The 18,813-nt window shown below is 60.2% G+C and carries 19 protein-coding genes and 1 riboswitch; of the genes, 8 read left to right on the forward strand and 11 right to left on the reverse strand.

The genetic code is table 11. The features are described 5' to 3' along the window. Positions 1 to 2: 2 nt before the first annotated feature. Positions 3 to 992: an RluA family pseudouridine synthase gene (locus ACIK7D_RS00800; protein ID WP_003523610.1), complete on the reverse strand. Its 990-nt coding sequence runs from the start codon at positions 990 to 992 to the stop codon at positions 3 to 5. A gap of 66 nt (positions 993 to 1,058) precedes the next feature. Then, positions 1,059 to 1,436 carry a fluoride efflux transporter CrcB gene (gene crcB / locus ACIK7D_RS00805; protein WP_059752900.1) on the reverse strand — a complete coding sequence of 126 codons (378 nt, stop codon included), beginning with the start codon at positions 1,434 to 1,436 and terminating at the stop codon, positions 1,059 to 1,061. A gap of 204 nt (positions 1,437 to 1,640) precedes the next feature. Here crcB and ACIK7D_RS00810 point away from each other — a divergent pair, with 204 nt between their 5' ends. Continuing rightward, entirely contained in the window at positions 1,641 to 1,943 is a 303-nt protein-coding gene (locus ACIK7D_RS00810; RefSeq protein WP_035239747.1) for a hypothetical protein, read from the forward strand. A gap of 238 nt (positions 1,944 to 2,181) precedes the next feature. Here ACIK7D_RS00810 and ACIK7D_RS00815 read toward each other — a convergent pair whose 3' ends face one another. Together ACIK7D_RS00815 and ACIK7D_RS00820 are read right to left on the reverse strand one after the other, a co-directional pair. Then, positions 2,182 to 3,153, reverse strand: a complete 972-nt coding sequence (locus ACIK7D_RS00815; protein WP_137451990.1) for a copper chaperone PCu(A)C — start codon at positions 3,151 to 3,153, stop codon at positions 2,182 to 2,184. An 86-nt stretch (positions 3,154 to 3,239) separates the two neighbouring features. Next, a complete protein-coding gene (locus tag ACIK7D_RS00820; protein ID WP_400155414.1) occupies positions 3,240 to 3,620 on the reverse strand; it encodes a hypothetical protein in 381 nt (126 codons plus the stop codon). Between the two features lie 172 nt (positions 3,621 to 3,792). Between ACIK7D_RS00820 and ACIK7D_RS00825 the strand changes: the two genes are divergently transcribed. The 5 genes from ACIK7D_RS00825 (at position 3,793) to ACIK7D_RS00845 (ending at position 9,696) form a co-directional block, all read left to right on the forward strand. Then, entirely contained in the window at positions 3,793 to 3,978 is a 186-nt protein-coding gene (locus tag ACIK7D_RS00825; protein ID WP_065655407.1) for a DUF3008 family protein, read from the forward strand. Positions 3,979 to 4,102: 124 nt separating this feature from the next. Next, positions 4,103 to 4,190: riboswitch (glycine riboswitch) on the forward strand. A gap of 154 nt (positions 4,191 to 4,344) precedes the next feature. Further along, entirely contained in the window at positions 4,345 to 5,484 is a 1,140-nt protein-coding gene (gene gcvT / locus ACIK7D_RS00830; RefSeq protein ID WP_400155415.1) for a glycine cleavage system aminomethyltransferase GcvT, read from the forward strand. A 27-nt stretch (positions 5,485 to 5,511) separates the two neighbouring features. Then, on the forward strand, positions 5,512 to 5,874 hold the full coding sequence (gene gcvH, locus ACIK7D_RS00835) for a glycine cleavage system protein GcvH (protein ID WP_400155416.1): 363 nt from the start codon (positions 5,512 to 5,514) through the stop codon (positions 5,872 to 5,874). Continuing rightward, a complete protein-coding gene (gene gcvP / locus ACIK7D_RS00840) occupies positions 5,874 to 8,738 on the forward strand; it encodes an aminomethyl-transferring glycine dehydrogenase (protein ID WP_400155417.1) in 2,865 nt (954 codons plus the stop codon). The genes gcvH and gcvP overlap by 1 nt, the downstream gene beginning before the upstream one ends. Positions 8,739 to 8,892: 154 nt before the next feature. After that, the gene (locus ACIK7D_RS00845) at positions 8,893 to 9,696 is read left to right on the forward strand and encodes an endonuclease/exonuclease/phosphatase family protein (RefSeq protein WP_400155418.1); all 804 of its coding nucleotides are present in this window, start codon (positions 8,893 to 8,895) and stop codon (positions 9,694 to 9,696) included. Positions 9,697 to 9,724: 28 nt separating this feature from the next. On the opposite strand, the gene ACIK7D_RS00850 is transcribed toward ACIK7D_RS00845, so the two are convergent. The 6 genes from ACIK7D_RS00850 to cysG form a co-directional block, all read right to left on the reverse strand. Further along, a complete protein-coding gene (locus tag ACIK7D_RS00850; protein ID WP_262535230.1) occupies positions 9,725 to 10,216 on the reverse strand; it encodes a hypothetical protein in 492 nt (163 codons plus the stop codon). Between the two features lie 179 nt (positions 10,217 to 10,395). Continuing rightward, a complete protein-coding gene (locus tag ACIK7D_RS00855) occupies positions 10,396 to 11,208 on the reverse strand; it encodes a ferredoxin--NADP reductase (RefSeq protein WP_127756066.1) in 813 nt (270 codons plus the stop codon). A 146-nt stretch (positions 11,209 to 11,354) separates the two neighbouring features. Beyond that, on the reverse strand, positions 11,355 to 11,861 hold the full coding sequence (locus ACIK7D_RS00860) for a DUF934 domain-containing protein (protein ID WP_400155419.1): 507 nt from the start codon (positions 11,859 to 11,861) through the stop codon (positions 11,355 to 11,357). Positions 11,862 to 11,871: 10 nt separating this feature from the next. Continuing rightward, positions 11,872 to 13,542: a nitrite/sulfite reductase gene (locus tag ACIK7D_RS00865; protein WP_003521340.1), complete on the reverse strand. Its 1,671-nt coding sequence runs from the start codon at positions 13,540 to 13,542 to the stop codon at positions 11,872 to 11,874. Between the two features lie 8 nt (positions 13,543 to 13,550). Next, on the reverse strand, positions 13,551 to 13,865 hold the full coding sequence (locus ACIK7D_RS00870; protein ID WP_003521341.1) for a DUF2849 domain-containing protein: 315 nt from the start codon (positions 13,863 to 13,865) through the stop codon (positions 13,551 to 13,553). Next, on the reverse strand, positions 13,858 to 15,321 hold the full coding sequence (gene cysG, locus ACIK7D_RS00875) for a siroheme synthase CysG (protein WP_400155420.1): 1,464 nt from the start codon (positions 15,319 to 15,321) through the stop codon (positions 13,858 to 13,860). Before cysG ends, ACIK7D_RS00870 begins: the two co-directional genes overlap by 8 nt. A gap of 218 nt (positions 15,322 to 15,539) precedes the next feature. On the opposite strand from cysG, the gene ACIK7D_RS00880 reads away from it, so the two are divergent. Both ACIK7D_RS00880 and mazG read left to right on the forward strand, forming a co-directional pair. Further along, entirely contained in the window at positions 15,540 to 16,172 is a 633-nt protein-coding gene (locus ACIK7D_RS00880) for a deaminase (protein WP_400155421.1), read from the forward strand. Between the two features lie 77 nt (positions 16,173 to 16,249). Beyond that, the gene (mazG, locus tag ACIK7D_RS00885) at positions 16,250 to 17,095 is read left to right on the forward strand and encodes a nucleoside triphosphate pyrophosphohydrolase (protein ID WP_400155422.1); all 846 of its coding nucleotides are present in this window, start codon (positions 16,250 to 16,252) and stop codon (positions 17,093 to 17,095) included. Between the two features lie 227 nt (positions 17,096 to 17,322). Here mazG and hflX read toward each other — a convergent pair whose 3' ends face one another. After that, positions 17,323 to 18,759 carry a GTPase HflX gene (gene hflX, locus ACIK7D_RS00890; protein ID WP_175421975.1) on the reverse strand — a complete coding sequence of 479 codons (1,437 nt, stop codon included), beginning with the start codon at positions 18,757 to 18,759 and terminating at the stop codon, positions 17,323 to 17,325. Positions 18,760 to 18,813 lie beyond the last annotated feature (54 nt).

Raw genomic sequence — 18,813 nt, forward strand, 5'->3', positions numbered from 1 at the left:
TGTCAGTCTTCCCTATCGCCATCGGCCACGTCGAGACCGAGCAGGTTCCAGGTCTGTACCATATGCGGCGGCAGGGGTGCGCTGACCCGAAGCCGGCCGCCATTCGGATGCGGAATGTCGATATGGCGTGCATGCAGATGCAGGCGCTTCTGGATACCGCCCGGGAAGTCCCAGTTCGGATCTTCGATATAATATTTCGGATCGCCGATGATCGGGTGGCCCATATGCAGCGCGTGAACGCGAAGCTGATGGGTGCGGCCGGTATAGGGTTCCATCTCCAGCCAGGCGAGGTTCTGCGCGGCGGTATCGATGACGCGGTAATAAGAAACGGCGTGATCGGCGCCCTCCTCACCATGCTTGGCGATACGCATGCGATCGCCATCCATCGTCTGTTCCTTGACCAGCCAGGTGGAAATCTTGTCCTGATGCTTGCGCGGCACGCCCTTGACCAGCGCCCAATAGGTCTTCTTGGTATCGCGTTCGCGGAAGGCGGCGGTCAGCTTCTGCGCAGCACCGCGGGTGCGGGCAACCACCAGCACACCCGACGTATCGCGGTCGAGGCGGTGTACCAGACGCGGCTTTTCGCCCTTCTGGTTGGTCCAGGCTTCCAGCAGCCCGTCGATATGGCGGGTGACGCCGGAGCCGCCCTGCACGGCAATGCCGGCCGGCTTGTTGAAAACGAACACCTTGTCGTCTTCATGCAAGAGCATGCGCGCCAGAAGCTCGCCATCTTCGGAATGTTTGAGGTCCTTCGATCCGATCGGGCCGCTCTTGACCTTGAGATCGGAATCGACCGGCGGTACGCGCACCATCTGTCCCGGCTGCACGCGTGCATCCGTCTTCACCCGGCCGCCATCCACACGCACCTGGCCGGAGCGCAGAAGCTTCTGCAACTGCCCGAAACCAAGTCCTGGATAATGAATCTTGAACCAGCGATCGAGGCGCATACCGGCCTCGTCGGCCCCGACCTTGATATGCTCGATACCTGCCATGAAATTTCCAGTCTTTCTGTCCTGATCGCGCGCCCTATTCGTCGGCGCGCCGTTTGGACCAAGCCTTTAGAACAAACTGCGGCCCAAGGCCAGCCCGGCGAAAACCGCCGCGATGGAAACCGCAAGGCTTGCAAGCACGTAAACGGCAGAAAGCCCGAGCGCGCCGCGTTCGAACAGCGCGACCGCGTCGAGCGAGAAGGACGAGAATGTGGTGAACCCGCCGAGCACGCCCGTGACGAGAAACAGGCGCATTTCCATCGAAGCGTTCAGTCGCCGCGCCACAAGCTCGACCAGCAGACCGATCAGGAAAGATCCGACCACATTGACGGCAAGGGTTCCCCAGGGGAAATTCGGTCCGGCCAACCGCACGCTCCAGACCCCGACCAGATAACGGAACACAGAACCGATTGCGCCGCCTGCGGCGACAAGGGCGATATTGATCATGGGGAATTGTGTCTCCGGAAGAAATCGTCGGACCGGAAGGTCCAGGACATTTTTAGCCCATGGGAACCGCCGGCGAAACCCCTTTGCCCGGCGCTCTCGGCTGTTAAAATACAATTAAATTGCAGCTGTGCGATTTAGCCTTCCAACAATGGGCAGCTGCTAATCTCCGGCTTTTCAGGGTCGGCGAAGATGGCCGGAGGTTCGATGACACAGGTTCTTTCCGTTTCCGCAAATACTGCGGCTTATGCGCTGGAGGCCATGAAGCCGCCGCAACGCGTGCCGCGCAAGAGCGAGGTTGAAGAGGCCATTCACGAACTGGCGCGCAAGGCCGAACACGGGGATGACTTCCAGCTCAGGGGCCTGATGACGACGATCAAGCCGCCGGCCCTCACCCTCTATTTTCTGATAGCGAGCAGCCAGCGCCAGGAGCCGCAGGCGACACTGGAGCAGGCCGTGGAGGCCTACGAGGAAAACAGCTTCACCTCGAAATCTGAAAGTAATTTATAGATCAGGTGGATATATAGATATTTTAATGTCGTTTCTTCAGTTTCTCGCTCTATAGGCGGGATCCCCGCATTCAGCCTGGTGTCAGACTGATCTTCTAGAGATTTGCGACCGAGTTCCGGAAAATCACGTGGGCGAATGCCACCCTGCTTTTCCGCCACGGCGCTGAAGAACAAACACGATAGATGAAAATTTGCGGCTACCGGACCTGTCACGCGTTCCGGTAGCCGTTTTTCATCGGTCAATTATGCTGGTGGTCGCCGCCGCCCTTGGCTGCGCCTGCCGACAGCACGATCTCCACCTTGCCGGCCTTTTCGAAGATGAGCGTTACCGGCACCTTGTCGCCTTCGGCAAAGGGCTTCTTCACATCGAAGAACATCATGTGCAGGCCGCCGGGCTTCAGCTCCACCGTCTGGCCGGCGGGAATGACGATGCCGTCATCCAGCTTGCGCATTTTCATGACGTCGTTGACCATGGCCATCTCGTGGATTTCCGCACGTCCGGCGGACGAAGATTCGACACCGATCAGCTTGTCGTCGCTATCGCCGGCATTCTTGATCGTCACGTATCCACCGCCGACAGGCTGGCCCGGCAGCATGGCCTTGGTCGTGCCGCCCGACACTTCGAGGCTGCCGGCCTTTACGACATCCATATCCATGGCCGAGTGATCGTGGCCGCCGGCATGCGCAGCCTTTGCGGCAACGCGAATGGTGGGAGCGGGGCTTTTCAGGGAATGCGGATCGACGCCTGCCGCTGCCACCTCGTCCCAGGCAACCTTGCCCTTGTCGCCGCAGAGCTGCGTTACCTTGAATGGCAGGTCCTGCCCCGCCTCTATACCGGAGATTTTTCCCTGTACGGCGAAGGTGTCGTAGAATTCATCCGGCAGGTTGCCGCCCTTCCAGCGGATTTCGACCGGTCCGCTTTTGATTTCCTTGCCGTGGTTCTTATAGGCCTTCTGGTAGTCTCCCTTGATGACCTCCAGTTCCCAGCCAGCCTTCGGCTGGGGCTTGGCGGAAATGAATCCTTCCGGCAGCTTGATCTGCACTTCGGTGGTGGCGAGCCCGCCTTCGCAGCCATGCGGCACCTGGAGGGCGGCAACGACGGTGCTTTCCTGTTCGGCCGAACCGTCAACGAATGTGGCGTGGGCGAAAGCCTGCGCGGTCGAAACCGAGGCGACGAAAAGGCTGCAGGTGATGATTTTGGTGGTTTTCATTTGCTTGTCCCTGCGACTGCCATCCCTCTGGGTCCGCGCAGCCGCTCCGTGCCGCAAAGGCGGCGATGATCCCGTAAAACGAAAAATCAGGCGGACAGGGACGGAGGGCCGCGCGCGGCGGGTTTCCGGATCGTCAGCACGGAGCGGAAGCTCCATTCCGCAGGCAGGCGATTGTCGAGCCAGGCAAATTCAGTCTTCAGCCAGCCAGCCGTATCGGGCATCGGCAAAAGAATGGACGAGGCCAGCAGGCAGGCCTCGCAAAACAGGATGGCGTCGCCGGAATGGACGGGGCCTTCCCTGGTATGGGAAGCGTTGACGCCGTTGCCATGGCCAAGGCAGATTTCCGCAAAGCTGCCGTCCGGCAGCCGGTAACTCTCATCCAGCGCAACGGCAGGGGCTACGGCAAGTGCCGGCTTGTGGGCAAAGCCGAGGGACAACATCAGAGTCGCGCAGAAAATGCAAAGCATTTTCTCCATCCCCATCAGCCGTCTTTTTCGATTTGCATCCATGTTCTAGGCGATATCCCTGTTTCTCTCCGATTTCAAAGGGGAATTTTGCCGCAGGCCAGACCGTCGCAAGGGAACAATAGATGTCAGGCGGCATTTTCCTGCCGGAACCATTGTTCAAGGGAGGCCCACAATGCCAGCCAAATCCAAGGCCCAGCAGAAAGCGGCGGGCGCCGCACTGGCGGCCAAACGCGGAGAAACGAAGAAATCCAGTTTAAAAGGTGCTTCAAAAAGCATGGAGAAGTCCATGACGGAAAAGGAACTTGAGGATTTCGCATCGACAAAACGCAAGGGCCTGCCGGAGAAAAAATCCGACTGAAGAAAGCCGCCGAGGCCATCTATCGCCGCGGATCGCTGCGCCGATGGCGCAGATGGAGCAAGAATCTGTTCAGATGCGTCATTTGGTCCTTGCCAACAGCGGGGCTTCGCAGATAATGAGCGTCGCATCATCGTTGGGAGAAACCGCTTCACTGCGGTGCCGAAGGAGCAACCGCCCCGGAAACTCTCAGGCAAAAGGACCAGCGGTGACGACGGAACTCTGGAGAGAAGCCACCTTTCATAAGGACGGCTCGCCGAAGGGATAACAATCTCAGGCGACAAGGACAGAGGGGGCTCTTGAACCCGGTGCGTTTTTCGCGCCATGACCTGAGCCCGCGCGATCTTTCGCGCAACCCTGGAGGCGTCCTTGGACGATACCGCCGAGCTTCAAATCACGCCGCTCAATTCCCTGCATATTTCGCTTGGCGCCCGCATGGTGCCCTTTGCCGGTTACGACATGCCGGTGCAATATCCGGCCGGTGTGCTGAAGGAACATCTCCAGACCCGCACCTCCGCCGGTCTTTTCGATGTGTCCCATATGGGCCAGGTGATCGTGAGGGCGAAATCCGGCAACAATGAAGATGCCGCGCTCGCGCTGGAAAAGCTGGTGCCGGTGGATATTCTCGGCCTGAAGGAAGGCCGCCAGCGTTACGGCTTCTTCACTGACGAAAACGGCGGTATCCTCGATGACCTGATGATCACCAATCGCGGCGATCATCTTTTTGTCGTCGTCAACGCCGCCTGCAAGGATGCCGACGTCGCCCATATGAAGGCGCATCTTTCCGACGCCTGCGAAATCACGCTTCTCGATGACCGGGCGCTCATCGCGCTTCAGGGACCGCGCGCTGAGGCCGTTCTGGCTGAACTCTGGGCCGGCGTCTCGGAAATGAAATTCATGGATGTGCAGGAAGTGCCGCTGCACGACGTGCCCTGCATCGTCTCCCGCTCCGGTTATTCCGGTGAAGACGGCTTTGAAATCTCCGTACCCGCCGACAAGGCGGAAGAGATCGCCAAGGCGCTGCTAGAGCATCCCGATTGCGATCCGATCGGACTTGGCGCGCGCGACAGCCTGCGTCTGGAAGCCGGCCTTTGTCTCTACGGCAACGATATCGACACCACCACGTCCCCCATCGAAGCCTCGCTCGAATGGGCGATTCAGAAAGCGCGCCGCGCTGGCGGTGACCGCGAGGGCGGTTTTCCCGGCGCAGAGCGCATTCTCGGCGAACTGAAAGACGGCACATCGCGCCGCCGCGTCGGCCTGAAGCCCGAGGGCAAGGCGCCGGTGCGTGGCCATTCGAAGCTGTTCGCGGATGCTGAAGGCAAGACGGAAATCGGTGAAGTGACCTCGGGCGGCTTCGGCCCTTCGGTCGAAGGTCCCGTCGCCATGGGTTACGTCCCCGTTTCCCACGCCGCTCCCGGCACGGCTGTCTTTGCAGAAGTGCGCGGCAAATATCTGCCCGTCACCGTCGCTGCCCTGCCCTTCATCAAGCCCACCTATAAACGATAATTTCATCCCATCTCCGGAGAGAACACGATGCTGAAATTTACCGCAGAACACGAATGGCTGAAGTTCGAAGGCGATATCGCCACCGTTGGCATCACCAGCCACGCCGCTGAACAGCTTGGCGATCTCGTCTTCGTCGAATTGCCGGAAGTGGGCGCAACCTTTGCCAAGGATGGCGACGCGGCGACCGTTGAATCCGTCAAGGCGGCTTCCGACGTCTATTGTCCGCTGGATGGCGAAGTGGTGGAAATCAACCAGGCCATCGTTGATGATCCCTCGCTGGTCAATTCCGACCCGCAGGGCGCCGGCTGGTTCTTCAAGCTGAAACTCTCCAATCCGGCCGATGCCGAGACGCTGCTCGATGAAGCAGCCTACAAGGAGCTGATCGCGTAATGACGACGCCCACCGAATTCCATTTCACCGACTATCAGCCCTATGATTTCGCCAACCGGCGTCACATCGGGCCGTCGCCGTCGGAAATGGCCGAGATGCTGAAGGTCGTTGGCTACAAGAGCCTCGACGCGCTCATCGACGCCACCGTTCCCTCCTCCATCCGCCAGAAGGTGCCGCTCACCTGGCGTGCGGCGCTGACCGAACGCGAGGCGCTCGACCGTCTTCGCGAGACGGCCAACAAGAACCAGGTTCTGACCTCGCTGATCGGCCAGGGTTATTACGGCACCATCACGCCGCCGGTCATCCAGCGCAATATTCTGGAAAACCCGGCCTGGTACACGGCCTATACGCCCTATCAGCCGGAAATCAGCCAGGGTCGCCTCGAGGCGCTGCTGAACTACCAGACCATGGTGTCCGATCTGACCGGTCTCGATGTTGCCAACGCATCGTTGCTGGATGAAGCGACGGCTGCCGCTGAAGCCATGGCCATGTGCCAGCGTGTTGCCAAGTCCAAGGCGACCGCCTTCTTCGTTGACGCCAATTGCCATCCGCAGACCATCGCGCTGATCGAGACCCGCGCGGCCCCGCTCGGCTGGAAGGTGATTGTTGGCAACCCGTTTACCGATCTCGATCCGGTCGACGTGTTCGGCGCGATCTTCCAGTATCCGGGCACCCACGGCCATGTCAGCGATTTCTCCGGCCTGATTTCCCGCCTGCACCAGACGGGCGCCATTGCCGCCGTCGCCGCCGACCTTCTGGCGCTGACGCTCCTGAAGTCCCCGGGGGAAATGGGTGCAGATATCGCCATCGGCACCTCGCAGCGTTTCGGCGTTCCGGTCGGTTATGGTGGTCCGCACGCGGCTTACATGGCCGTCAAGGACGCGCATAAGCGCTCCATGCCCGGCCGTCTGGTCGGCGTTTCCGTCGATGCGCGCGGCAACCGCGCCTATCGCCTGTCGCTGCAGACCCGCGAGCAGCATATCCGCCGCGAAAAGGCGACGTCGAACATCTGCACCGCGCAGGTGCTGCTCGCCGTCATGGCTTCGATGTATGGCGTCTTCCACGGCCCGCAGGGCATCAAGGCGATTGCCCAGCAGACCCACCAGAAGGCCGTTTTGATGGCCAAGGGTCTGGAGAAACTCGGCTACACCATCGAGCCGGAGACCTTCTTCGACACGATCACCGTCGAAGTCGGCCATATGCAGGGTGTTATCCTGCGCTCGGCCGTTGCGGAAGGCGTGAACCTGCGCAAGGTGGGCGCGACCAAGATCGGCATGAGCCTTGACGAGCGCACGCGCCCGGCGACGCTTGAGGCGGTCTGGCGCGCATTCGGCGGCAATTTCTCCATCTCGGATTTCGAGCCGGAATATCGCCTGCCGAAAGAACTGCTGCGCACCAGCCAGTACATGACGCATCCGATCTTCCACATGAACCGTGCCGAAAGCGAGATGACCCGTTACATCCGCCGTCTTTCGGACCGCGATCTGGCGCTCGACCGCTCGATGATCCCGCTCGGTTCCTGCACCATGAAACTGAACGCCACGGCGGAAATGCTACCGATCACCTGGCCGGAATTTTCCGACATCCATCCCTTCGTACCGGCCAATCAGGCACTCGGCTACAAAGAGATGATCGACGATCTTTCTGAAAAGCTGTGCTCGGTCACCGGTTACGACGCCTTCTCCATGCAGCCGAATTCCGGTGCGCAGGGGGAATATGCAGGCCTTCTGACCATCCGCAACTACCACCTCGCCAATGGCGATACGCATCGCGACATCTGCCTCATTCCGACGTCTGCGCATGGCACCAACCCGGCCTCGGCGCAGATGGCAGGCATGAAGGTAGTGCCGGTGAAGGCACGCGACAACGGCGACGTCGATATCGATGATTTCCGTGCAAAAGCAGAGCAGTATGCGGAAAACCTCTCGTGCTGCATGATCACCTATCCGTCCACCCACGGCGTGTTCGAGGAGACGGTTCGCGAGATCTGCGAGATCACCCACAAGCATGGCGGGCAGGTCTATCTCGACGGCGCCAACATGAACGCCATGGTCGGCCTTGCCCGTCCGGGCGACATCGGTTCGGACGTTTCGCACCTCAATCTGCACAAGACCTTCTGCATTCCGCATGGCGGCGGCGGTCCGGGCATGGGCCCGATCGGCGTCAAGGCGCATCTGGCGCCTCACCTGCCCGGTCATCCCGCAACGGACGGTCGTGAGGGTGCGGTGTCTGCAGCTCCTTTCGGTTCGCCATCGATCCTGCCGATCTCCTGGAGCTATTGCCTGATGATGGGCGGCGAAGGGCTGACGCAGGCGACCAAGGTGGCGATCCTCAACGCCAACTATATCGCCGAACGGCTGAAGGGTGCCTACGACGTGCTCTACAAGTCCGAGACCGGTCGCGTGGCGCACGAATGCATCATCGACACCCGCCCGCTTGCAGACAGCTGCGGTGTGACGGTGGACGATGTGGCGAAGCGCCTCGTCGATTGCGGTTTCCACGCGCCGACCATGAGCTGGCCGGTGGCCGGCACGCTGATGATCGAGCCGACGGAATCCGAAACCAAGGCGGAAATCGACCGTTTCTGCGATGCCATGCTGGCGATCCGCGAGGAAGCCCGCGACATCGAGGAAGGCCGCGCGGACAAGACCAACAATCCGCTGAAGAACGCGCCGCACACGGTGGAAGACCTCGTCGGCGAATGGGATCGTCCCTATAGCCGTGAAAAGGGCTGCTTCCCGCCCGGCGCCTTCCGCATCGACAAATATTGGTCGCCGGTCAACCGCATCGACAATGTCTATGGGGACCGCAACCTCATCTGCACCTGCCCGCCGATGGAGGCTTACGCCGAAGCGGCGGAGTAAGACATCGGTGCAAACCGACATAGGAAGGCCCGGAGCGATCCGGGCCTTTTTCATCACGGTCAGCTTTGCAACCGCGCGGTCGCCTCCCGCGCAGGATTGATCCGCACACGCTCCATGCTAAACAGGTCGAGGCGGTTAAGAGGATGGAGTGGGAATGCGTCTGATTTGCCTGAATGGTTGGGGCGGAAAGCTTCATGACGAGCTCGTTCCTTATATTGCCTCATCCGACCCCGATATTTTATGCCTTCAGGAGGTGGTGCACACACCGGCCGCCACGCAGGATTGGCTGAGCTATCGCGATCACGGCATAGAGCTGCCGCAGCGGGCGAACTTTTTCCGCGATGTCACGGAGGCCTTGCCGTATCATGTGGCGATATTCTGCCCCGCGGCGCAGGGCGACCTCTGGCAGGGCGAGACACGACATTCTTCCCAATGGGGGCTGGCCACCTTCGTTCGCAAATCCATTCCCGTCATTGCGCAGGCGCAGGGTTTCGTACACGGCGTCTTTTCGGCTGAGGGATATGGCGACCATCCGCGATCACGCACGGGCCACGCCATCAGGGTTTTCGACTTCACGGCCGGTCAGCCTGTCGTCATTGCCCATATGCATGGGCTGCGCGACCTCGACGGCAAGCATGATACGCCTGCCCGGCTGGAACAGGCAAAACGTCTTGTGCAACTCGTCAAAAACATTGCGGAGGATGGCGACCGGGTCATCGTCTGCGGCGATTTCAATGTTCTGCCTGACAGCAGTACTTTCGCCGTGTTGAATGAGCTCAATCTTGTTGAGCTCGTTACGTCTCGCGGTTTCACTGATACCCGGACGTCGCATTATGCCAAACCGAACAGATATGCGGATTACCTGCTGGTCAATCCGGCTGTGAAGGTTGATCACTTCGACGTCGTGAGACAGCCCGAAGTCTCGGATCATTGCCCATTGCTGCTTGAATTCAGCTGAAGCGCCGCCGCCGTATGATCGCCACCCGTCAGCGCACCAGCCGGATATCGCTCGTCACCACCGTCTTGCCGGTTTTGCCGTCCTTGTCGGTGGTGCGCAGCCGCAAGCCGTTATCGCCGACTTTTTCAATGGTCATCGCGGCGACGCGGTCACCATTGATTTCACGGTTCCAACGGACCGTGAGGTTGATCGCGTTTCCCCGGCGATTCCCCGCCAGCGCCGAAGGGCGGCCGGAAGGGCCGGTATAGGTGCCGCTGTAACGCGCGCCGCTGGCGGCGAGATCGGCGGCGATAGCGCGTTTTACCACGACAAGTCCGCGGCATGTGCCGGACATGCGTAAGGCCGTCGCCTGCGCATCGGAGTTGAGCGTGCAATTCACGTTGATCGGCGGCATGCCGATCCTGGTGATGACCGTTCCCTTACCGGTCCACGTACCTTCCAGCGACGACAGAAAGGTGCTTTCGTCGGCTGCTGCGGGCATTGCCGCGAAAAAACCTGCCGTGACGGCGATCATTACCATGCGAATTGTTTCTCTGTTTTCCATTGGACGATTTCGCCGATTTGGTTTCGTTCGAACGCTAACGCACCATCGCCTCCGGATGTTCCAGCTCTGCCGTTCCGGAGCGCTCAACCCGTCTTAAAAACAAAAAGGAGGCCTCGCGGCCCCCTGTCTTGTTCGGTTGCATCGGAAATTCGGCGTCAGCCGACGAAAGCGCGCTCGATCACGAATTCGGCGGGCTTGTTGTTGGCGCCTTCGTTGAGGCCTGCCTTTTCCAGAAGCTCCTTGGTGTCCTTCAGCATGGCCGAGGAACCGCAGATCATGCCACGATCGATGGCGGGATCGAGGGCCGGAACACCGAGGTCGGCAAACAGCTTGCCATTTTCGATCAGCGTGGTGATGCGGCCCTTGAAAGGATAGTCTTCGCGGGTGACGGTCGCATAATGCTTGAGCTTGTCGCCGACGATCTCGTTCAGGAATTCGTGGTTACGGATTTCCTCGACCAGATCGAAACCGTATTTAAGCTCGGCCACGTCGCGGCAGGTATGGGTGAGGATGACTTCCTCGAACTTCTCATAGGTTTCCGGGTCACGGATAAGGCTCGCGAAAGGCGCGATGCCGGTGCCGGTGGAGAACATGTAAAGCCGTCTGCCGGGCGTCAGCGCATCCAGAACCAGCGTGCCTGTCGGCTTCTTGCGCATCAGGACGGTATCGCCGGGCTTGATCGCCTGAAGATGCGATGTCAGCGGGCCGTTCGGAACCTTGATCGAGAAGAATTCCAGTTCCTCGTCCCAGGCGGGGCTGGCGATGGAATAGGCGCGGTAGATTGGCTTGTCGCCAACCATAAGGCCGATCATGGCGAATTCGCCGGAACGGAAACGGAAACCGGCCGGGCGCGTCATGCGGAAACGGAACAGGTGGTCGGTATAGTGCTCCACCGATAAAACCGTCTCGGCGTAAACACCGTCAGGTATCTTGATCGCGAAATCTTCCGTCTTGGCTGGCGCGTTCATTTCAGGTTCCGTCCATTCTTATTCGATGCGACATTCTCCGACCGGGCAATTATACCATTTTTGCTCCGGTTTGAAGGCATGAGAATGTCAATACTGCCATGTGCGTAGGAAATATGTATCAAACACTCATATTTCCACGCAACGTGTCATAGAGACGCACGACGACGCCAGCTATAGGCCTCACCGCCGCTCGCCGGCTTGGCTGTCGGCTGATAATAAACCGGGATTTCCGGCAGGCGATTTTCAGACAGGCGGCGGATGGCCGTGCCGTTCGTTACCGCAAAGCTGGTGAAGCCGGTGCGCAGCATCAGCGGCACCTGATCGATCAGGACGTCGCCAACCGCCCTCACCTCGCCCGCAAAACCGAGACGGCTGCGCAGCAGCGAGGCGTGGCTGAACCCGCGACCGTCATTGAAGGCCGGGAAGCTTATGGCGACAAGGTCGATACGGTCGAGATAGGGTCCGAGCCGCGTCACATCGTAGGCGGGCGTGATCAGAACACCGAGGCCGATATCGTTGCTTTCGGCGGCGCGAACCAGAAAATCGGCAAGCGGCAGCACCGGCTTCTGCTCCGCCGTCGCTTTCACTTCTTCCGTTTCGATCACCCAGGGATCGTTTTCCACGAAGCCGTCACGGTTCCAGATTTTCGTCATTGCATTCTCCTCAGGCGGCTTCTGCAGCGGAACCGTAGAGCGCGTCCTTGAACGGCTGCGGTCCAACACGGCGATAGGCTTCGAGGAAAATTTCTTCCTTCGAAAGGCGAAGCCCGAGATAGGTGTCGACGATGGTTTCGATGGCGTCGGTGACTTTTTCCGGCTCGAAGCCACGGCCGATGATTTCACCGATCGAAGTGTTCTCATCGCCGGATCCGCCGAGCGTGATCTGGTAGAGTTCCGCGCCCTTCTTTTCCACACCCAGCAGGCCGATATGGCCGACATGGTGGTGGCCGCAGGCATTGATGCAGCCGGAAATCTTGATCTTCAACTCACCGATTTCCGCCTGACGCTCGGGCGAACCGAAGCGGGTGGAAATTTCCTGCGCCACCGGAATGGAGCGCGCATTGGCGAGCGCGCAATAGTCCAGCCCGGGACAGGCAATGATATCGGTGATCAGCCCGGCATTGGCGGTTGCGAGGCCAGCGCCTACCAGCGCGCGATAAACCGGCTCGAGATCGGCCAGCGCCACATGCGGCAGGATGATGTTCTGCTCATGGCTGATACGGATTTCGTCGAAGGCATATTCCGCTGCGATATCGGCGACGAGTTCCATCTGCTCGTCCGTCGCATCGCCCGGAATGCCACCGATCGGCTTCAGCGAGATCGTAACCATGCCGTAGTCGGGATGCTTGTGCGGTGCGACGTTCTGCTCGACAAAACGGGCAAAGCCTTCATCGGCCCGCTTCCAGCGCGCCAGACTTTCCCAGCCTTCCGGCCGGTCCTTCAGTGCCGGCGGCGCGAAGTAAGCGGTGATTGCCGCGATATCGGCATCCGGAAGCTTCAACTCGGTGTTCTTGAGTTCGGCGAATTCGACCTCGACCTGGCGGGCCAGTTCTTCCGCACCGGTCTCATGCACGAGAATCTTGATGCGCGCCTTGTATTTATTGTCGCGGCGGCCGTGCAGGTTATAAACCCGCATGATCGCCGTCGTGTAGGACAAGAGGTCCTCTTCCGGCAGGAAGTCGCGGATTTTCTTGGCGATCATCGGCGTGCGGCCCTGCCCGCCGCCGACATAGACGGCGAACCCGATCTCACCCTTGTCGTTCTTTTTCAGATGCAGGCCAATATCGTGCACCTGAATGGCGGCACGGTCGCGCTCGGCGCCGGTGACGGCGATCTTGAACTTGCGCGGCAGGAAGGAGAATTCCGGGTGTACGGAAGACCACTGACGCAGAATTTCCGCATAGGGACGCGGATCGGCGACCTCATCGGCGGCCGCGCCGGCGAAATGATCGGCGGTGACGTTGCGAATGCAGTTGCCGGACGTTTGAAGCGCGTGCATTTCCACGCTCGCCAGTTCGGAGAGGATATCCGGCGTATCGGAAAGACGCGGCCAGTTGTACTGGATGTTCTGGCGGGTGGTGAAGTGGCCATAACCCCGGTCATATTTGCGGGCGATGTGAGCCAGCATCCGCATCTGCTTCGAATTCAGCGTGCCGTAAGGAATGGCGACGCGCAGCATATAGGCATGCAGCTGAAGATAGACGCCGTTCATCAGGCGAAGCGGCTTGAACGCATCCTCGGCCAGTTCGCCGGAAAGGCGGCGCTCGACCTGATCGCGAAACTGCGCCACGCGGCCTTCAACAAATGCGTGATCGAACTCGTCGTAACGGTACATATTCTTCCTCAGACTGCGATGAATGCTGCATCGGCCGGCTTGAAGCCGGTGGCATAGTGCACGGTGGGGCCGGCGGCGCGAATGCGTTCGCGAAGACGCGTGGGCCAGAGCTTGCCGTTCTCCTCGATGACATCGATGACGGCCACATCGACGACCTTGTTGGCGGAGAAATCGCGCTTGCCGATTTCCTCGAACGAGGCGACGGCCTCCGCATGGCGGGCAACGATTGCGCCCTGCAGGTTCTCCGTCCACTCCCCGTTGGCATCGAGCCAGACGGCGATGCCATCGCTCAGGCGGTTGGCGGTCAAAACCTTGTCAGCCATTTACATACTCCCGTTTGAAATCCACCGGCCGCACTGACGATGCAAGCGCCTCGGACCTGTCAAAATTGGCGCCCGCCACCGCATCGCCGATGATGACCATGACCGGGCCGGTCAGTTCATCGCGATGTTCGAGCTCGGGCAGATCGTTCAGTGTGCCATGCAGCAGGCGGCGATCCGCGCGGCTGGCGTTTTCGATAACGGCAACCGTGGTTTCCACACCCAACCCGGCGTCGATGAGCCGCTTCGCGACCGAAGCAGCAACACTGCGGCCCATATAGACGGCGATGGTGGCGCCGGAAACGGCAAGCCGGGCCCAATCGGGCAGGACATCGCCGGCCAGATCGTGGCCGGTGGTGAAAATCAGCGATGAAGCGACACCGCGCAGCGTCAGCGGCAATTCGAAATCCGCAGCGGCGGCGAAGGCCGACGTGATGCCGGGCACGATCTCATAGGCAATACCCGCCTCGCGCAGCGCCGCCATTTCTTCGCCCGCCCGGCCATAGACCAGCGGATCGCCGGATTTGAGGCGCACGACGCGCTTGCCATCTTTGCCGAGGCGCACCAGCAGGCGGTTGATCTCATCCTGCGACTTGCTGTGGCAGCCCTTGCGCTTGCCAACGGAGAGCCGCTCCGCATCGCGGCGGCCCATATCGACAATCGCCTGCGGCACAAGCGCGTCGTAAACGATCACATCGGCTTCCATCAATACGCGCTGCGCGCGCAGCGTCAGCAGATCTTCAGCGCCCGGTCCCGCTCCGACAAGCCAGATACGGCCTTCACTGCGTTCGGGCGATTGCAGCAGGCGGTCGACGGCCTGACGGGCGGAGAGCGTGTCGCCAACGGCAACGGCATCCGCCACCGCACCTGAAAAGAACCGCCGCCAGAAATTGCGCCGCAAGGCGCCCTTCGGCACGCTCTCCTCGGCCGCATCGCGATACTGCACGGCAAGGCGCGCAAGTTTGCCAAGCGACGGCGACAGCATCTGATCGATGCGGGCGCGGATCATCTGGGCAAGAACCGGCCCTGCCCCTTCCGTGCCGATAGCCACGGCGAGGGGCGCGCGGGCGACGAGCGCGGGGGTGAAGAAATCGCAGAATTCCGGCTGATCCACCGCATTGGCGGGGATTTTCGCGGCGCGCGCGACGGTGACGATCTCACGGTCCAGCGCCTCGTCACCGGTAGCGGCGAAGACCAGCGTGGCATCTTCGATCAACGCACCGGCGAAAGGCAAAGCCCGGTGATCGATGCCGTTTTCGCTGATATAACGGGCAAAATCGGCTTCCGGCTGATCGGCATAGGCAACGATATGCGCGTTGGTATTGGCGAGAAGCCTTACCTTCGCGAAGGCTTCATCGCCATTACCGAAAACAGCGACCTGCCGCCCCTCGACCCGGAAGAAAGCGGGGAAGGTTGAAAGGCGGTCGCCAGCAGCGGAAAAATCATGTTCGTTGTGCATTGGACATATATCCCGCATTGCGGTGCAAGATTGAAGAAACAGAAATTCAAGCCTTTCCGACACCTGGATTTTTATTTCTCGAAGACCCCGGTTTTGGAGGAAAACAAACCGGCGATGCTTTTCCACACCTGCGCAAGCCCTGAGAATCCCCTCGCAATCCCTTGACAAAGCGGGTCCCCGCGCCGAACAAGGAGCGACAATCGACTATCGATTTCCCCATGCGAAGACCGCTTTTCCCTAAAGCGGCACTAAGGATCAGACCCTTGACCAGCTCCACCCTCGCCGCCCGCCTTCTCGATGTCATCGAACACGATATTCTGCCCTTGACGGCGCGTGGCGTCAGCCTTGGCAACAAGGTTTTCGGCGCGGCGATCCTGCGCAAATCGGACCTGTCGCTGGTGGTCGCCGAGACCAATAACGAGCTGGAAAATCCGCTCTGGCATGGTGAAGTGCACACGCTGAAGCGGTTTTACGAGCTGGGCGAAAAGCCGAGTACGAGGGAGCTGATTTTTCTCTCCACCCACGAACCCTGCACCATGTGCATGTCCGCCATCACCTGGGCCGGCTTCGATAATTTCTACTCCTTCTTCAGCCACGAGGATTCCCGCGACGCTTTCGCGATCCCTCACGACCTGAAAATCCTCAAGGAAGTTTTCCGGCTGGAACCGGGCGGCTATCGCCGTAACAATGCCTTCTGGAATTCGTATTTCATCGCCGATCTGGTGGAGGGTGAAGAGGACCCGCTGAAGACCACGTTGAAGGCGCAGACGGCCCGCATCAAGGCCGCTTATGACGATCTTTCCACCAGCTACCAGTCGTCCAAGAGCGGCAACGACATTCCATTGAACTAGAGCACTTCCGCAGGACGTGCGTGGCGGTTTTCCGTCCGGGCGATGCGCAGAAACAAAGAACGAAGGTTTGAGACACTATGGAAGCCTCGAAGGATATTTCCCGCCTGATCGAGATCATGGAAGCGCTGCGGCAGCCGGAAACCGGTTGCCCTTGGGATGTCGTGCAGACTTTCGAGACGATCAAGCCCTATACCGTTGAAGAGGCTTATGAAGTCGCCGACGCCATCGAGCGCAAGGATATGGACGATCTTTGCGAGGAGCTGGGCGACCTTCTGCTACAGGTGGTTTTCCATGCCCGCATTGCCGAAGAGATGGGCGAATTCGCCTTCGGCGACGTGGTGCATGCCGTGACCTCAAAGATGATCCGCCGTCATCCCCATGTCTTCGCCGTATCCGACGCCGACACGCCGGACGGCGTCAAACTGCAATGGGACCGCATCAAGGCGGAAGAAAAACGCGAGCGTGCAGAGCGACGCGCGCGACGCGGCATCACCGAGGATTTCAAAGCAGGTTTTCTGGGCGGCGTACAGCGCAGCCAGCCGGCGCTGACCGAGGCCCTGAAGCTGCAGGAACAGGCAGCGCGTGCCGGTTTCGACTGGTCGAACCCCGCTCCCATTCTCGACAAGATTGAGGAGGAAATCGCTGAATTGCGTGAGGCGCTGGCGGAGGGAAAACCGGAGAAGGTGTCGGACGAGCTCGGCGATCTCATTTTTGCGCTCGTCAATATCGGCAGGCATGTCAAAGCCGATCCGGAAGATGCGCTGCGCGGTACGAATACTAAATTCCGCAGACGTTTCAATCACATCGAAACGTCGCTCACCCAAAATGGCGAAACGCTGGAAGAAGCGAGCCTCAAGAGAATGGAAGATCTCTGGCAGGCGGCGAAACGCATCGAACGTTCGCTTGATACGGTTTCATCCTGATCGCAGGGATATGCGGTGAATCCGGTAAGGCACAGCACTTCCATTATGACTGCCGAATGCATCTGGCAGCAGCGCAGCATCCGCAACCGTCACCCCGGATTTAGTCCGGGGTCCAGCGCGATCAAGTCTTTGATCGCAAAAGACTCTTCTCACGGCGCAGACGCGCCGTGGCTGGATTCCGGCTCAGGGCCGGAATGACGGAGAGAGTTTGGGACAATGCAAGGAGCTCAGCGCTCCCAGTCTTCCCGTTCGCGGACAGTCACTTTACCAAGCTTCCGTTCCAGTTCGGCCGCTTGCGCTTCCGAAAGGCGCACATCGAGCGCGACCGATCCGTCCTCATGGTCTTCGCGACCGTCGACGATGGAATTATTGTAAATCCAGGAGATGAGCGGCAATTGCTCGACGGACAGAAGCACCGTCGTCTCCGTCAGCACACCGGAAAGGCGCTTTGAAATCTCGTCCATCAGGGCATCGACGCCCTCACCCGTAATGGCCGAAACAGCGCGGATATCCGAACGACCTTCGGCGCGCTGCATGATGGCGTCATGCGCTTCCGGCTCGAGACGGTCGACCTTATTCCAGACCTCGATGATGCGCTTTTCCGCTTCCTTCTCGTCAATGCCGAGGTCGCCGAGAATACGCAGCACATCCGCAGACTGGGCGGCATTGTCCGGATCGGACATATCGCGCACATGCAAAACGAGATCGGCTTCCAGCACCTCTTCCAGAGTGGCACGGAAAGCGGCGACCAGATGCGTCGGAAGATCGGAAATGAAACCGACCGTATCGGACAGGATCACGGTGCGGCCATGCGGCAGCTTCATGCGGCGCAAGGTCGGGTCGAGCGTGGCGAACAGCATATCCTCCGCCAGAACGCCGGCGCCGGTGATGCGATTGAACAGTGTGGATTTGCCGGCATTGGTGTAACCGACGAGAGCGACGATCGGATGCGGCACCTTGCGGCGCTTGGCGCGGTGAAGCTGACGCGTGCGGACCACCTGCTCCAGCTCGCGCTCCAGCTTGACGATGCGTTCCTGCAAAAGCCGGCGGTCGGCTTCGATCTGGGTTTCACCCGGGCCGCCCATGAAGCCCGCACCGCCACGCTGGCGTTCAAGGTGGGTCCAGCTTCGGACGAGGCGGCCCTTCTGGTAGTTCAGATGCGCAAGATCGACCTGCAGCGTGCCTTCCTTTGTGGAGGCGCGGCGACCGAAGATTTCAAGGATCAGGCCCGTGCGGTCGATGACCTTGCAATTCCACTGCTTTTCGAGATTGCGCTGCTGCACCGGGGTCAGCGGATGATCGACGATCACCAGGCCGGAATCGGTCTCGTCGAGAAGATGGCCGATTTCTTCGATCTTGCCGGTTCCGAACAGCGTGGCCGGGCGCGGCTGGTTCACCGGAACGATGAGACCCTGCGTCACTTCCAGATCGATGGCGAGCGCCAGCCCCTTTGCTTCCTCAAGTTTGGCTTCGACCGAACGGCCGGGAGCAGCCGGGCCGGCAGCCGCGTCGCGGGTTTCGCGCTGCTTGAGGACCGGCACGAGGACGACCGCACGCATGTCGTCGCGGCGCTTTTCCTGCTCCGGAATAATCGATTCGTTCGAGGTGTCGCGCGTTGAAATGGGTTCAGCCTTGTCCAGAAAGAGGATTGCGGCCGACCGCATCCGCGCGGGCGGCCATGGGGATTAACCTGACGGCACGGGAAATGTTCCCGCTCC

This window comes from Agrobacterium sp. P15N1-A (genome assembly GCF_044626815.1).
Taxonomy (GTDB): Bacteria; Pseudomonadota; Alphaproteobacteria; order Rhizobiales; family Rhizobiaceae; genus Agrobacterium; species Agrobacterium leguminum.

Excerpts from the sequence above, each read along its gene's own strand:
- gcvH (WP_400155416.1), top strand. The coding sequence starts at position 5,512 with ATGCTGAAATTTACCGCAGAACACGAATGGCTGAAGTTCGAAGGCGAT.
- ACIK7D_RS00880 (WP_400155421.1), top strand. The coding sequence starts at position 15,540 with ATGCGAAGACCGCTTTTCCCTAAAGCGGCACTAAGGATCAGACCCTTG.
- ACIK7D_RS00820 (WP_400155414.1), bottom strand. The coding sequence starts at position 3,620 with ATGCTTTGCATTTTCTGCGCGACTCTGATGTTGTCCCTCGGCTTTGCC.
- ACIK7D_RS00865 (WP_003521340.1), bottom strand. The coding sequence starts at position 13,542 with ATGTACCGTTACGACGAGTTCGATCACGCATTTGTTGAAGGCCGCGTG.
- hflX (WP_175421975.1), bottom strand. The coding sequence starts at position 18,759 with ATGCGGTCGGCCGCAATCCTCTTTCTGGACAAGGCTGAACCCATTTCA.
- ACIK7D_RS00855 (WP_127756066.1), bottom strand. The coding sequence starts at position 11,208 with ATGAACGCGCCAGCCAAGACGGAAGATTTCGCGATCAAGATACCTGAC.
- ACIK7D_RS00870 (WP_003521341.1), bottom strand. The coding sequence starts at position 13,865 with ATGGCTGACAAGGTTTTGACCGCCAACCGCCTGAGCGATGGCATCGCC.
- ACIK7D_RS00815 (WP_137451990.1), bottom strand. The coding sequence starts at position 3,153 with ATGAAAACCACCAAAATCATCACCTGCAGCCTTTTCGTCGCCTCGGTT.
- mazG (WP_400155422.1), top strand. The coding sequence starts at position 16,250 with ATGGAAGCCTCGAAGGATATTTCCCGCCTGATCGAGATCATGGAAGCG.
- ACIK7D_RS00860 (WP_400155419.1), bottom strand. The coding sequence starts at position 11,861 with ATGACGAAAATCTGGAACCGTGACGGCTTCGTGGAAAACGATCCCTGG.
- ACIK7D_RS00810 (WP_035239747.1), top strand. The coding sequence starts at position 1,641 with ATGACACAGGTTCTTTCCGTTTCCGCAAATACTGCGGCTTATGCGCTG.
- ACIK7D_RS00845 (WP_400155418.1), top strand. The coding sequence starts at position 8,893 with ATGCGTCTGATTTGCCTGAATGGTTGGGGCGGAAAGCTTCATGACGAG.
- ACIK7D_RS00825 (WP_065655407.1), top strand. The coding sequence starts at position 3,793 with ATGCCAGCCAAATCCAAGGCCCAGCAGAAAGCGGCGGGCGCCGCACTG.
- cysG (WP_400155420.1), bottom strand. The coding sequence starts at position 15,321 with ATGCACAACGAACATGATTTTTCCGCTGCTGGCGACCGCCTTTCAACC.
- ACIK7D_RS00800 (WP_003523610.1), bottom strand. The coding sequence starts at position 992 with ATGGCAGGTATCGAGCATATCAAGGTCGGGGCCGACGAGGCCGGTATG.
- crcB (WP_059752900.1), bottom strand. The coding sequence starts at position 1,436 with ATGATCAATATCGCCCTTGTCGCCGCAGGCGGCGCAATCGGTTCTGTG.
- gcvP (WP_400155417.1), top strand. The coding sequence starts at position 5,874 with ATGACGACGCCCACCGAATTCCATTTCACCGACTATCAGCCCTATGAT.
- ACIK7D_RS00850 (WP_262535230.1), bottom strand. The coding sequence starts at position 10,216 with ATGGTAATGATCGCCGTCACGGCAGGTTTTTTCGCGGCAATGCCCGCA.